Here is a 13,480-nt window from a genome sequence, read left to right as displayed (position 1 = left end):
CTGGCGATCGCTGACTAGAGTGTGACACTTCATAATTCTTAGTAATCGCTAAAAGTCTTACTATACAAGGGCTAGAGCAACTTTTGATTTCAACGACCAGGGTGCGGAATGTGGGTTTATATCAAAATGATTTTCTAGAGGGGCAATGGGAACTTCTACCAAATCCTGATAGGAATCCTCTCTTTTTCTTGCAATCCTAAGTTGCTCAAGAGAGGGCAATGGCTGCCAAGGTCTTTTAATTTTTTCTTCGTCTAAGTAGTCTATTTTTTCTTTAAACAAACGCAGCATCCAACTCTGAGGAAATTTCTCAAAGTATTCAAGAGTTAGGGATACAACATCCGGATGCACGAAGTCATCATCATCTAAAGCCAGTATATACTGACCAGTGGCGTTCATTAAACCCAAGGCTCTTTGAGGTGTTTCTCCTTTGTAGAGACTGTATAAAATTTTTACTCGTGGGTCAGCTATGAAGGCCGCAGTTGTGCCGGGAGGATAAACTAAGATAAATTCTACATTTCCCTGCACGGATAAAAGTTGTTGTAACCAATATTCGGAAAAATTTCCGATGGTCGGGCTAACAATAGATAATATCGGTTGATTGAAACTAGCAAGCATCTCTGGTGAATTTATCTAGAAATAATTTGACGATACAAACATAAATTTGCTGAACTTAGGTGACTACCAAGACTCTCTCAAAAGGATACGAGAGAGGGTAATTCAATCTGACTTTTTTCGTAATCTTGGGGGATGCCTATGTCAATAAAATATTCGTCAGAAATAAAGCCATACATGGGAATTTTCTCGCTATAAACTTTGAGAAAGTCGTCCTCAAAAGAAAATTTTGATGGCAGATCAAAGCCAGACAATATTTTTTGCCATACACAATATATGCCGCCATTAATATAGCCCTTATCTTGATATTTTTTGGATTCAAACCCGATAATTTTTTGATCATCGTCTAGCATAACATTATTATAACGCTCGAATTCAGTTAGTGGCTTCAGAGCAACAGTCATCAGGGATTTTTTTTGATTATGTAAATTAATTAAGGCGGATAAATTGACATTAAACAAGGTATCTCCGTTAACAATTAATGCTTGTTCGGTTTGAATTTTATTTAGTGCCAACTGGATCGCTCCTCCAGTTCCCAAGGGTGTATCTTCTATCAGATAAGTTAGCTCATATTCCTTGTATTTATAACCAAAATGATCGATAATTTTCTGATGTTCATAGCCCACAGAAACTAAAAATTTGTTGGTAATTTTTTGAGAGATTAGGTAATCTAATAGATATTCTAAAAAAGGTCTGTCGGCAACGGGAGCCATAGGTTTTGGTAAACTGTTGATGACCGATCGCAACCTAGTTCCTAACCCACCCGCCAGAATAATTACGTCCATAGATACACCTCAAAAATCTGAATTATTGCCAATCTTTTGAAAACTCTTCTTAGGGTTATAGGGATAATCTCCCCCATCGATCCTTTGCTTGCTATAATGTCCATGCTTGGGTTCCGTATTTAGTAAAATGAAAATTAATCACTTGGCCTCCTGCTGCTTTCAAAGCTTTAGTTACTGCGATTTTCTTGGTAGGATCGACCATAAAGATAATAAAACCACCGCCACCGGCTCCCGATATTTTGCCCGAATAGGCCCCGGTTTCCCTCGCTACCTGATAAATGTGATCGATCTGCGGATTACTAATTAATTTGGATAATTTCTTTTTCGCTTCCCAAGAAGTTCTCAGAATTTCTGCTATCCCCATAAAATCTGATTTAAGCAGTGCTTCTTTAAAGAGAATTGCCTCTTTTTTGAGTTGATGGGTAGCGGCGATCGCCTGCTCATTTTTTTCTTGGACATTCTGAATTTGATCCTCAATTACTTGAGATGAGTAGCGAGAAATGCCTGTATAGTAGAGGATCAGAGAGACTTCCAATTCATTGATCACCCAATTTTTAATCCGCAAAGGATTAACTATGACTCGATCTTGTTCATAAAATTCCATAAAATTAAAACCGCCAAAAGTAGCAGCGTACTGATCCTGTTTGCCCCCTAACCAGCCGAGGTCAATTCGTTCGATCTCGTAGGCTAAATGAGCGATATCATACTCACCTAGGGGTAATTTTAACAGTTCCACAAAGGCTTTAACTATGGCCACGGCTAGGGTAGAAGAAGAACCCAATCCCGAACCGGCTGGCGCATCGGAAAAAGTGGTGATTTGCAGCGGCAAAGGTTGCCCTTGATTAAAGTCTTTAATCAAACGATTATAGACCGCTTTATGCAGATCGAGAACGCCGTTATAGGGGAGAGGAAACTGAAGGGTTTCTATTTGTTGTTCTCCCCGATCGGCGGCAACAAAAATGACTTGTTTGTCAGTAATTTCCGTGACTGTACAGTAGGCATAGAGATCGATAGTAGCGTTGAGAACGTAACCCCCATAAAGACTACAGTAAGGCTCGACATCGGTGCCGCCACCACCTAAACCTAATCTTAAAGGAGCTTTGGTTCTGATGATCATGGGTATGCTGTTTAGGTTGATTTTTTGCTAGGGGATTTTAGTTGGGAAAGAGCGCTTCTTCGATCGCTAAACAAATAGTATGAAGAACAAAACCATGACCTTCTTGAATGCGCGGGGTACTGGTGCTAGGAATCATCAAACAATAATCGGTTTTTTCCTCTAGAGCTAATCCCTTCGCCCCAGTTAAACCGATGCTAGTGAGACCTTTTACTTGACAAACTTTGAGAGCTTGATGGATATTGGCGGAATTTCCCGAAGTGGAAATACCGATAAACACATCACCAGGGTTTCCTTCCGCTTCTATCTGGCGGCTAAAAATATATTCGTAACCATAATCGTTAGCGATTGCTGTTAAACTGGCGATATCGCTATTGAGGACGCGAACTGGCAAAGACTGTCTTTCTTTCAGAAATCGGCCGTGTAGCTCACCGCCAAAATGGATAGCATCGGCTGCACTGCCCCCATTACCGGCGACTAATACTTTGTGGTTGTTGCGATAAGCATGGATACATACTTGGCAAATCTCTTGGATTTTCTCTAGATATTTTGTCTCGGTTAGTAGTTTTTTCTTCAGGTTATAAGCTTCTTCCAATTCAGTCTTGATTAAAATTGACAGAGAGGGATCGCTCTGGAAACTATCCAATTTTTTGTTTGATTTTTCCACCATTCGCATAGGTTTGATTTTCCAATTTTTATTAGTTGAATAAATTTAACTCTCAATAGTATCAAAAGACCAGAATCGCTGTCCATTAATTGGGTACAAAACCCCTAGCATGGTAGAATTGATCACGGGACAAGAAAAACAGGCCGATGATAGTTCTAGAGAAACCTAGAGCGATCGAGTCAAAAGAGTGATCTTTTGCCGGTTATTCTCGGAATATACGACAAACGCAGCCAACTCTAGCACAATTTGTTTTGTTTGTAAATAAATTTTTGATGTATTCTGGCCGAGACGGGGGATTTCTGAGCGGGGGATTCAACCCTTGCGAGTCTTGGCCTTTTGTTTGGCTGGACAAAAATGTTAACAATTCCTGACAATACCGCCGATATAATCAAAAGCCCAAAGGCCTGACGGCGTATAATATGCCGTGATTGCTATACTCTAACACCTAGATAGGGTCTGCTGAAAAAGTTTTTCCTGGGGGTAGGGTGTGGGGTGTGGGGTGTGGGGTCTAGGGTTTTACCGATTTTCAGGTGGTCAACTACCTAATTTTCAGGGAAAAAGTACCTCAATTTTCCCCCTGATCACTCCCATGCCTGGTACTTTTTGATTGACAAAAAGTCTAAAAGTCTTACCCAACAAGGTTTTTAGATTTATTCAGCAGACCCTAGATAGTAAGGAGAAGCAATTTAGCCGAGAAAACTAGCACAAATCGCTACAATCCCTCGAATTTTGTCTGTGCATCAGTTCAAGCTCTCGTCTCTGACAGAAGAACTGAGAATTCTAGTCCCCGACTCGAAAAAGTCCCACATAATGAATCCTTTCCCCGCAATTTCTGTCAATGACGGCGACCAAAAATACCCGTCTCCGCCACCTGCTGGCAATTCTGACCACGAAAGCGAAGATAGAGCAAAAAAGAACAAAGCCTTATTTCTCGATCGAGATGGGGTAGTTATTGACTATATCCCCTACCTGAGTAAACCAGAACAGGTGAGCATTCCCGCCGGGGCAGCGGCTGCCTTAAAACAGTGGCAGGATGCCGGCTATCTGCTGATCATCATTACCAATCAATCGGGGATCGCTAGGGGCTATTTCACTTGGGATGATCTAGCGGCGATTCACGGGCGCATGATCGAGGAATACCGACAATTGGGCGTGCATTTTCACGATCTTGCCATCTGCCCGCACCATCCCGACGAAGGTTGTCTGTGCCGCAAACCCTCCCCCTATCTGCTGCTGGCCGCCGCCCACCAATACGGAATCGACTTAGCCGGCTCGTTGTTTATCGGCGATGCGGCCAGTGATCTAGAATGCGCCCTAGAAGCTGGTTGTCAGCCCGTATTGCTCTTAACAGGGCGAGGAAAAGTCACCCTTGGGGAGATCGAGAAATACCCAGTTCAGATTCCTGTATATAGCCAACTAAAAGAAACGGTAGAATTATTGTCAAAAACCGCTGCCGAACCAGAATTATGAGAATATTAGTCCTTTTTTGCAATAACTTTCCCTATCCACCTAGTCGCGGGGCAACGGAGGGGAGAACTTTTAACCTGATCAAATGTCTTCATCAAAACCACGATGTCACCCTGTTCGCCCGTCGGGTGGAGAATGTCACGGAAACTCAGATCGAAGAACTCAAAACCTTTACCGATCATCTTGTCTTATTTCCGCCCCGGCAAATTCCCGCTCAAGACAAGGGACTGACAAAACTAATCGGTCAAACAGGGCGCTTTCTGGAGGGAATAGTACAGATGACCCCTGCTAGTGTTCTTAGTTATCGTTCGCCGCTCATTCAAGAGCGAGTAGATGAATACGTCGAGCAGCAAAAATGTGATGTGATTCTCTGCGCTCAGAGTATCAGCGAGATTTTTGTCCGGCCGGAATACCGTCAGCGAGTCAAAACAGTAGTGGATATTCACAGTTCCGTGTACGGTTGGACACGCAATCATTTAGATAGAGGAGCCTCCGCCTATCCGCTGCGGGATTTTCTCTATCTGCCCTTACTCTATCAGTACGAAAAACGTTACTGTGCCAAGTTTTCGCAATTAGTGGCTACTACCGATTACGATCGCGAACAATTGTTAAAAATCCTCCCGGATGCACGGGTGGATATCGTGCCTAATGGCGTGGATTTAGCCCTGTTTCCCTATCGTCCTCGGGATCCCGGCGGTCATAATTTGGTCTTTGTCGGTGCCATGAGTTCTACCCATAATATCGATGCCGCCCGTTTTTTTGCTTTAGAAGTCTTGCCAGTCATTCAACAGCGATATCCCGCTACCACCTTAACCCTAGTGGGGGCAAACCCGGCACCGGAAGTTCTCGAACTCGCCCAGTATCCCGGTGTGAGCGTGACGGGGACCGTTCCCTCGACAGTGCAATATTTACACCGAGGAACCGTTGGTGTGGTTCCCCTGCGGGTGGGATTGGGAATCAAGACCAAAACCCTAGAATCCATGGCCGCTGGGATTCCGATTGTCGCCAGCGATCGCGGTTTAGAGGGTTTAACGGTGGCAGCAGCGGGAATTCCCCCTAGGGCGTTGCGCGCCAATAGCGTTGCTGAGTACGTTACAGCGATCGCTAGGTTGTTCGATGATCCTTCTGTGCGAGAACAACTGTCCCATAATGCCCGGGCGATGGTGGAATCGGAGTACACCTGGGAGCGAGCGGGACAAAGGTACGAGGAAATTTTGCGGGACTAATATTGTTCTTAACCCCTGAATTTCCCTCGAGACTGTTTGAGAGTTTTACCGCCATAAAAATTGATTTTTTGGAGCCTAATCATGAAAGTTTTAATAGTAGGAAATTACGTCAACGATCGGCAGATCAGTATCAATCGTTTTGTCGGTTTAGTGGAGAAAGGACTCAGACAAAAAGGACACGAAATTCGGCGAGTGCAAGCCCAGCCTATTTTCGGTCAACTAAAATCCTCTCCCCAGGGACTCGGCAAGTGGTTAGGGTATATTGATAAGTTAATTATTTTCCCAGTGCAGTTACGTCAGCAGCTTGATTGGGCCGATATCGTCTGCATTTGTGATCAGGCGTTATCCTATTTAACTCCCTATCTAAAAGATCGCAAATATTTTGTGATCTGTCACGATCTGCTGGCCATTCGTTCCGCCCTAGGAGAAATTCCTGAAAATCCCACCAGTTGGACGGGAAAACAGTATCAGGCGATGATTTTGCGAGGATTTAAACAGGCTAAATATGTTGTCTGTTCTTCCGAAGCTACTCGTGCCGATGTTCTCCGTTTAACCAAAATTACCCCCGAACAAACGGAAGTGATCGAGGATTGCTTGAGTGAGGGATACGGTCCGATGACAAGAGCAGCGGCGGTAAATCTAGTGGCCAAATTTAACATTAATAGTGATTGTCCCTGGCTAATTCATGTCGGGGGCGACCAATGGTATAAAAATCGATTGGGATTGCTGAAAATATTCAAAAAGTTAATTACTTTCCCCGGTCTGGAAAATTGCCGATTGATCCTGATGGGAAAACCTTTGCTGCCACATATGCGAGAATTTGTTAATCAGAATAACTTGTCCGCACAAGTAATCGAATTAGGAACCGTCTCCGATGAGGATCTCCGCGCCTTTTATTGCCTAGCAACTGCTTTAATTTTTCCCTCCTTTCAGGAAGGATTCGGTGTTCCCGTTATTGAAGCTCAATCCTGTGGTTGTCCCGTCTTTACCTCCAATCGTCTCCCCATGACTGTTATCGCTGATGATGCAGCCGTTTACTTCGATCCCAGCGAACACGAGGCCGCCGCTACTATTATTGCAGAAAATCTTCTCGCTCCCGATCGCCTGGAAGATTTGAGGCAAAAAGGTTTTATCAATGCCACTCGCTTTACTTACGAAAGAATGATCCAATCCTACGACCGATTATTGCCAAAATTGTAGTCTAGAGCTTTTTGGTGACTCATTATCCTGCCAACGCGATTTTAAGCGGGGAGGATATGGTTCTGGGGTTCACTTTGGCCCTAGAAATCTTGCTGTAAGAGTGATCGTCCTTTTTTAAATCCTACAGTAATCATTTTTCCATAGCTCCTTTGCTTTGGGGTTTACTGAATAAATCTAAAAACCTTGTTGGATAATATCTTTAGGCTTTTTTGAAATCAAAAAGTGCCAGCCATTGGAGGAATCGGGGGAAAATTAAGGCACTTTTTCCCTGAAAATTAGGTAATTGACCCCCTGAAAATGGCTAAAACCCTACACCCCACCTGCCCCCCCGATGTCGGGGGGGTTGGGGGGGCCACACCCTGCCCCACGAAAAACTTTTTCAGCAGACCCTAATTGGCACTGTGAATTTATCTGTCGCCTGTAAGACTTTTGATAATCTTTTTAGCCAATCGCTCATTAATTTCTCGATGTCTGGGAATTGGTTCTGTTTTTCCAGTATCTGGATTATGGTAAATATCGTGTTTCCCTCCACGTCTAATCAAATAGCAGCCCGCTTGCTCTAATTGTGCAATTAAATCATGTCTTTTCATGGGAGTTCAAACTCTGCAACTCTCTTGATTCCGGGGATTTCTTCAGTAGTAAATGTTTTGTAGAGATCAACCAAGTTTTCGATTAATTCTTCTAAGTCAACACCTTGGGTCCAATGATCTGGAAATTCATTCAAATAGCCCAAGAACATCCCATCTGATTCTTTCCAATATGTATATGGAATCTTCATGGTGAAATCCTCATTCTGCGTTGCTAAAGATATTAAGTTGACCCCTATTATAACTGAATTGCTCCCAAGCCACGATCAGCTTTATTATCAGGGTTGGCAGCGAGATTGCCGCCTTACACTTCGTTAATGCAGCCTACCAAAGCGGTGATCGCCAATTCAGACAGATTAACGGGGATATCTTTAGTGACAAAAGGTTCAGTACAAGCTAATATTAAAGTTGCTATTGAATGGGAATTTAACCAAGATAAGGGAGGTTAGTATGCAAGTTCAAATCGAAAAACGGTATTATACACCCGAAGAATATTGTCAGCTAGAAGAAACAGCAGAATACAAAAATGAATATTTAGATGGAGAAATTATTCCTATGACGGGAGCAACAACCAATCATAATCTGATTGCTGGTAATTTTTATAAAAATTTTCCAGCTAAGATTAATAATGAAGATTATTGGGCTTTTATGAGTGATGTTCGGTTATGGATGCCGACATATCGCTTTTATACTTATCCTGATGTAATGGTGATTAAAGGCAAACCATTATATGAAGGAAAAGGCACAAATACTGTAACTAATGCGTTAATCATTGTCGAGGTTTTATCAAAATCAACTAGAGATTATGACCGCACTGATAAGTTTAAGTTTTATCGCTCAATTCCTGACTTTAAGGAATATATTTTGATTGATCAATACCGTTGTTATGTGGAACAATTTTATCAACAAGATAATGGAGAATGGTTATTTAAAGTTTATGAATTAGACAAGGATGTTTTAAGGTTTCATTCTGTGGATTTCCAAATTTCATTGCTGGATATTTATCAACGAATTGATTTTAATTTAAGTGAAGAATAATGATTAAATCCCATCTCAATTATCTACCAACATCAGTTAATATTGCGATTCTCAAGATCAAGAAGGAAACCCAACAAAAAAATAAGAGGATCGAAATAGCGATCGCTCTTTTTTAAATCCTACAGTAATCATAGCAATTATCGTCGGTTGGATTGACGTAAGGAAACCCAACAAAAAGATTCAGACAGATTTAGGTGTTGGGTGTTGGGTTTCGCTTTCCCTGAGAATTGAGAGGTTTTCTTTAACCTATTTATTCGCTCAACCCAACCTACAAAATTAGACTTTGATTAAGTATTGACTGATTCTAGATGCCTGAAAATCTGTTCTCTTAAATTATCCAAATAATTCTCTACCACATCCCAAACTGTATTAAGGTCAATTCCCCCTAAATAATCATGTACTAAAATATTCCTAAAACCAGAAATATTACGCCAGTCAACATCGGGAATATTTGCCTTTAATTCCTCCGAAAGCCGTTGAGTTGATTCTGCCAAGGTTTGTAAGCGTCTAATGATAGCATCGCTGATCATTGAATTAGCAAAAAACTCCTGTTTTCCTCCCTGGGAATACTCCTTAATTTTATCAATACAGTCTAAAATATATCCAAGATAAACTTGATCTTCATTCATAACTTAATTGCCTCCTTTAAAATTCGCTGTTTAATTAGATGATGAAGGCTTTTTTCAGTTACTACATCCACTTTACACCCTAAGAGATCCTCTAAATCAACTAATAATCCACCTGGAAACCAAGGGGATGTTTTAGCTAAATCATAATCAATTAAAAAATCAATATCACTATTTTCGGTTTCCTCACCTCTAGCAACGGAACCAAATACACGCACATTAAAAGCACCATGTTTGGTGGCAATTTTTAGGATATCCTCTCGTTTGTCTTGTATGAGTTGTTTTAGGGTCATAAAATAACATCCATCGCGAAGGTTTTTAATGAACAATTAACAGACTAGACTAGAAAAAACTAAATACTGATAACAATTATCCTAGGTTGAATTGACCCAAGCAAACCCAACAAAAAGCCATGAGAAGCGATCGCCTATTCCGACGGATTTAGGTGTTGGCTGTTGGGTTTCGCTTTCCCCTAAAATTGAGAGGTTTTCTTTAACCTATTGATTCGCTCAACCCAAGAAAAAGAACTAGACCGCTGTTGCATTCATCGCGTTTTATTAGCGGTAAGCTTGACTGCGATGTTCAATGAGCAAGACAATAACTTGAGATTGACTATCATCGACGATATAAATAACCCGATAGTCTCCGACTCGGAAGCGATACTTCCCAGCAAATTCTCCCTTTAATGCTTTAATTTGAGGGTGATTTTTGGGCGTTTCTTGAAGAATATTTAAACACTTAGCAATCTTCTTTCTCAAGACTGAATCAGCTTCAGAATAAACTTTATTAGCTTTAGCTGTTAAACAGACTTTATAAATCATCTGAGTTTTTCCAATCAATGAGACGACCTGATTGTAAATCCATCTCAGCTTCTTTTAATTTTTCTATGATATTGGGAATTTCTCTAATTTCTTGGGTTGCTTGCTCACTCTCTTTATCTGATAAATAAGCAGCAAATTCTAGAATAGTCTTTAAATTTTCTAATGATAAGGTTTGGAGATATTGTTGAATTTTTTGCTGCATTAAATCAATCTGTGCTAATGTTTCATAATCTAAAAAATCTTCTGAGGTCGAGAGATTTACTTGAACGTCAGTAATATTCATAGTTTGATAAATTGCTCCTTTTAAGTTGATTATATATATCTTAGCGAATTTTTCAAGCTAGGGCTTGCTACCTTGGAATCTAATCTGGGAATTGATGACCCTCAGCGATTCGCGTCTGGAGAGGTAATGTTTCTCCCTCTACATTTATACTACCCCAAGAGAGTCCTTCCACAGAATCAATACCACTGGCTACTTGATAACGGATCCAGAACGGTTATTAGCGACGCTTGAGGGAAACCCAACCACACCAATGTCGTCAAGAATGTTGGGTTTACCTCAAACCATTGAATCGAGCAGTTTTCTCCTAATTATTAAATCGCTCAACCAAACCTACAAGCTTCTATCTGATAACTGATAACTGATTAAGACTTCACTCCCAGATTAAAGAAAATCGTTCCCCGACGCACAGAATTTTCGCTACCTTGGCTGCTAATAGTAAGAGAACGCAGATTATTAAATAAAGGCTTAATCGACAATTCTAACACCCGCACGATCGGGAATTTTGCCTCGATTACCGGTTGCAATTGTCGCCAATCGACGTAAAAATAACCATCATTTTCTGCGGGTAAAGCAGTAATTGCCTGTCGAAACTTACCACTACTTAAGATGGGGTTTTTCTGGGCAGATAAAGCTAAACCCATCGCTTCCACAGAACTAGCGATAATTTCATAATTATCGACCCTAGTATGCACTCCCGTCACGAGCGTCTCTAGTTGCGCTTTTCCCCCTGGGACCGCCGTGGTTAACTTTGTCCAAGCTGTCACCGTTCGATCGAGTAAAGGCAGATTAACCACATTATAGCCGCGACTGCGGGCCAACTCATCCAAATGAGAGATCGCACTGTCCACCTCTACCCCCATCACCCGTTCCCCTACAAAAACACTATCGGGTTCCATCCCCTTTGAACTAGGCACGAGAGCGAGGCTATATTCGCCTCTAACCCAGCTAAAAACGTCTTCAGGCAAATTTAAACCTAAAGGCGACTGGAAGCGGTTTAAGACCTGTGTTATTAATTCCTGTAGGGGACTATCTGCTTCTAACCCCTCCTCTACCTGAGTCCAAAAACGATTTAAATCGCGACTAGCGGCGACTAAAAGGCTATTTTCGCCGATAAAAGATAATGCTCCCACGGGACTAGATAAAATTGGTGCTTGGTTATCCTGTCCTAAGACTCCAATTAAGGCGGTTTGAGCGACTATTCCCCCGGATTTGAGGGTAAAAGCCGTGGCTAATCGTTGTTTTGCTTCGGGACTCTCCGGGACGGGTTGATTAGCGATCCAAGCCGATAACGGAGGTAAATTGCCGTAAACTATAGCTATACGCGGTTCGGTGATATTTTTGAGGGCTTCTCGGTAATCGGGGCTATTTTTTAGGTTTAAATCCGGTACTTGCACGTTATTAAGGGCCTCGCGCAAAACCTTGATATTATTGGCAAAAAGCACCGTATCACCCACCACGGCACTAGCGAGAAAACGATTATTATCTCCTGCGGTCAAGGGACGTTGATAAATGAGGTTAACTCCCTTGTAGAGTTCAAAAACAAGGTCAAATTTGCCCGAAACCGCCTGTTTTGAGTAGGAAGCTTGCAGAAATTCCTTAGCGCGTTCACCATCTTTACTTTGAATTGCCAAAAGATAACCCGGTTGGATACCATTATCGGTATCGCGATCGAAATCTAGGGAAGTAACAGCGAGGGTAATTTCTTCCCCTAACCAGGGTTTGATTTCCTTTTGATAATTTAATCCCGTTTTACCGAGCAGACTTTTTTCTAAATCTTTAATTTCTTGGTGGGAACGTCGTCGATTAGCCGGTGTAGCGATTAATTGACCAAAAGACTCTAAACGTTCGGGATTGACCAACAAGGATACCATAACCGGGGCCTGTTTCGGCACAAAAATCGCCGCCGCCGGTTCCCGCAGCACCCCACCTTTGAGCAAAGACAGAGGACTATCGGCGAGAATCCAAGCAAAACTGGCTGTAGCGACTCCTAGGAGAATGATTACCGTCGCACCTAAAATATAGAAAAACGATCGCAATTTCACAACCTTGTCCCGAGATGAACCATTAGCTATTTTAAGCCAGCAAATGACCCAAGAATTTCGATCGCTACAATTCTTACCAGACTGACAACGGATAACTCGCCACCGATAACTAATTTTTACCAGCCTTTTTCCGCTTGAGCGAGGACATAATTAGCTACAGCTTCGATATCTTCAGCGCTGAGACGACCACCGAAAGCAGGCATCGCCCCCATACCTTTGGTAACTTGGGTAACGATAGCTTCAACGGAATCTTTGCCGTATTTCACTAAATCTTCTTTTTTCAGGGTTTTAGCGGCATTAACCACGTTTTTACCGCCCATGTGGCAGGAAGCGCAGTTAGCACTGAAAATCGAAGCCCCATCAGCTAAAGCCGGACGAGCCATACCGAAAGTAACCACAGCCAAGAGCAAGCACAGGGAAATTAATAGTCTTTTCACGATTGGTTCTCCTCTATTTCTCAAGAAATTCCCCAACCATCGTCAGAAAAAACCGGTTTTCTTGTCAAAAGACAAGCTGTCAAACTTCGTGTAGAATTAATCAATGGGACAGTTAAAAGCAAACTTTTACTTTTTTGTCAAAAGACAGGCTGTCAAACTTGTCATCTTCCCTCGTGTAAAGGATTAACAAGCATGAAAAAATTAGGTTTATTGGTCGCTACCCTGGTGCTAGTCGTCTCTAGCTTCTTCTTCAACACTGCCTCCGCTGCTGCGGAAACCTTCACGGTGAAGATGGGCGGTGATGCGGGTACACTACAATTTGATCCCCCCGCCCTCACTATTAAAGCAGGAGATACGGTGAAATGGGTCAATAACAAACTTTCTCCCCATAACATAGTTTTCGATAGCACCAAGGTTCCCGAAGCCCAAGCTGCTAAATTATCCCATAAAGGTCTGGCTTTTTCCGCCGGTGAGTCCTTTGAAAGCACTTTCAGCGAACCGGGTACTTACACCTACTACTGCGAACCCCATCGCGGCGCCGGCATGGTCGGAACGATTACCGTTCAGTAATTATC

General features: G+C 42.2%; 18 protein-coding genes. 6 read left to right on the top strand and 12 right to left on the bottom strand.

The features are described 5' to 3' along the window. Positions 1-60 precede the first annotated feature (60 nt). The 4 genes from EWV68_RS16790 to EWV68_RS16775 all read right to left on the bottom strand — a co-directional run bounded on the left by EWV68_RS16790 (position 61) and on the right by EWV68_RS16775 (position 3,187). On the bottom strand, positions 61-615 hold the full coding sequence (locus tag EWV68_RS16790) for a glycosyltransferase (RefSeq protein ID WP_287170457.1): 555 nt from the start codon (positions 613-615) through the stop codon (positions 61-63). Positions 616-692: 77 nt separating this feature from the next. Next, positions 693-1,397 (bottom strand): nucleotidyltransferase family protein, encoded by a 705-nt coding sequence (locus EWV68_RS16785; protein WP_287170456.1) that lies wholly within the window; start codon positions 1,395-1,397, stop codon positions 693-695. 91 nt (positions 1,398-1,488) lie between these two features. Further along, the gene (locus EWV68_RS16780) at positions 1,489-2,514 is read right to left on the bottom strand and encodes a GHMP family kinase ATP-binding protein (RefSeq protein ID WP_061432377.1); all 1,026 of its coding nucleotides are present in this window, start codon (positions 2,512-2,514) and stop codon (positions 1,489-1,491) included. 37 nt (positions 2,515-2,551) lie between these two features. After that, the gene (locus tag EWV68_RS16775) at positions 2,552-3,187 is read right to left on the bottom strand and encodes a D-sedoheptulose-7-phosphate isomerase (RefSeq protein WP_002796293.1); all 636 of its coding nucleotides are present in this window, start codon (positions 3,185-3,187) and stop codon (positions 2,552-2,554) included. Between the two features lie 801 nt (positions 3,188-3,988). On the opposite strand from EWV68_RS16775, the gene EWV68_RS16770 reads away from it, so the two are divergent. From EWV68_RS16770 to EWV68_RS16760, 3 genes are all read left to right on the top strand, one after another. Then, positions 3,989-4,648, top strand: a complete 660-nt coding sequence (locus EWV68_RS16770) for a D-glycero-alpha-D-manno-heptose-1,7-bisphosphate 7-phosphatase (protein ID WP_061432378.1) — start codon at positions 3,989-3,991, stop codon at positions 4,646-4,648. Then, entirely contained in the window at positions 4,645-5,871 is a 1,227-nt protein-coding gene (locus EWV68_RS16765; RefSeq protein ID WP_061432379.1) for a glycosyltransferase family 4 protein, read from the top strand. Before EWV68_RS16770 ends, EWV68_RS16765 begins: the two co-directional genes overlap by 4 nt. Before the next feature lie 81 nt (positions 5,872-5,952). Next, the gene (locus EWV68_RS16760) at positions 5,953-7,071 is read left to right on the top strand and encodes a glycosyltransferase family 4 protein (protein ID WP_079205659.1); all 1,119 of its coding nucleotides are present in this window, start codon (positions 5,953-5,955) and stop codon (positions 7,069-7,071) included. Positions 7,072-7,478: 407 nt separating this feature from the next. Here the strand turns inward: EWV68_RS16760 and EWV68_RS16755 are convergent, their stop codons facing one another. Then, positions 7,479-7,661, bottom strand: a complete 183-nt coding sequence (locus EWV68_RS16755) for a type II toxin-antitoxin system HicA family toxin (protein WP_012267861.1) — start codon at positions 7,659-7,661, stop codon at positions 7,479-7,481. Next, the gene (locus tag EWV68_RS16750) at positions 7,658-7,849 is read right to left on the bottom strand and encodes a type II toxin-antitoxin system HicB family antitoxin (RefSeq protein WP_061432381.1); all 192 of its coding nucleotides are present in this window, start codon (positions 7,847-7,849) and stop codon (positions 7,658-7,660) included. Before EWV68_RS16750 ends, EWV68_RS16755 begins: the two co-directional genes overlap by 4 nt. A 105-nt stretch (positions 7,850-7,954) precedes the next feature. Here EWV68_RS16750 and EWV68_RS16745 point away from each other — a divergent pair, with 105 nt between their 5' ends. Both EWV68_RS16745 and EWV68_RS16740 read left to right on the top strand, forming a co-directional pair. Continuing rightward, positions 7,955-8,107, top strand: coding sequence for a hypothetical protein (locus EWV68_RS16745; RefSeq protein WP_155726699.1), 153 nt, complete (start codon positions 7,955-7,957; stop codon positions 8,105-8,107). A gap of 1 nt (position 8,108) precedes the next feature. After that, the gene (locus tag EWV68_RS16740; protein ID WP_061432382.1) at positions 8,109-8,696 is read left to right on the top strand and encodes a Uma2 family endonuclease; all 588 of its coding nucleotides are present in this window, start codon (positions 8,109-8,111) and stop codon (positions 8,694-8,696) included. Positions 8,697-8,983: 287 nt separating this feature from the next. On the opposite strand, the gene EWV68_RS16735 is transcribed toward EWV68_RS16740, so the two are convergent. The 6 genes from EWV68_RS16735 to petJ form a co-directional block, all read right to left on the bottom strand. Continuing rightward, complete coding sequence (locus tag EWV68_RS16735; RefSeq protein WP_061432383.1) at positions 8,984-9,325, bottom strand: HepT-like ribonuclease domain-containing protein; 342 nt, start codon at positions 9,323-9,325, stop codon at positions 8,984-8,986. Further along, positions 9,322-9,615, bottom strand: a complete 294-nt coding sequence (locus EWV68_RS16730; RefSeq protein ID WP_002733639.1) for a nucleotidyltransferase family protein — start codon at positions 9,613-9,615, stop codon at positions 9,322-9,324. The genes EWV68_RS16735 and EWV68_RS16730 overlap by 4 nt, the downstream gene beginning before the upstream one ends. 264 nt (positions 9,616-9,879) lie before the next feature. After that, positions 9,880-10,143 (bottom strand): type II toxin-antitoxin system RelE family toxin, encoded by a 264-nt coding sequence (locus EWV68_RS16725; protein ID WP_079205639.1) that lies wholly within the window; start codon positions 10,141-10,143, stop codon positions 9,880-9,882. Beyond that, a complete protein-coding gene (locus tag EWV68_RS16720) occupies positions 10,133-10,426 on the bottom strand; it encodes a hypothetical protein (protein WP_061432384.1) in 294 nt (97 codons plus the stop codon). Before EWV68_RS16720 ends, EWV68_RS16725 begins: the two co-directional genes overlap by 11 nt. A 362-nt stretch (positions 10,427-10,788) precedes the next feature. After that, positions 10,789-12,468: a DUF3352 domain-containing protein gene (locus EWV68_RS16715; RefSeq protein WP_287170454.1), complete on the bottom strand. Its 1,680-nt coding sequence runs from the start codon at positions 12,466-12,468 to the stop codon at positions 10,789-10,791. A 116-nt stretch (positions 12,469-12,584) separates the two neighbouring features. Next, complete coding sequence (petJ, locus tag EWV68_RS16710) at positions 12,585-12,905, bottom strand: cytochrome c6 PetJ (protein ID WP_002732729.1); 321 nt, start codon at positions 12,903-12,905, stop codon at positions 12,585-12,587. A 192-nt stretch (positions 12,906-13,097) separates the two neighbouring features. On the opposite strand from petJ, the gene petE reads away from it, so the two are divergent. Beyond that, positions 13,098-13,475 (top strand): plastocyanin, encoded by a 378-nt coding sequence (gene petE / locus EWV68_RS16705; RefSeq protein ID WP_079205634.1) that lies wholly within the window; start codon positions 13,098-13,100, stop codon positions 13,473-13,475. Positions 13,476-13,480 lie beyond the last annotated feature (5 nt).

This window comes from Microcystis sp. M_QC_C_20170808_M9Col (genome assembly GCF_007095495.1).
Lineage (GTDB): Bacteria > Cyanobacteriota > Cyanobacteriia > Cyanobacteriales > Microcystaceae > Microcystis > Microcystis aeruginosa.
The sequence above is the reverse complement of the archived record's forward strand: the minus strand, read 5'-3'. Positions and strand labels throughout refer to the sequence as shown.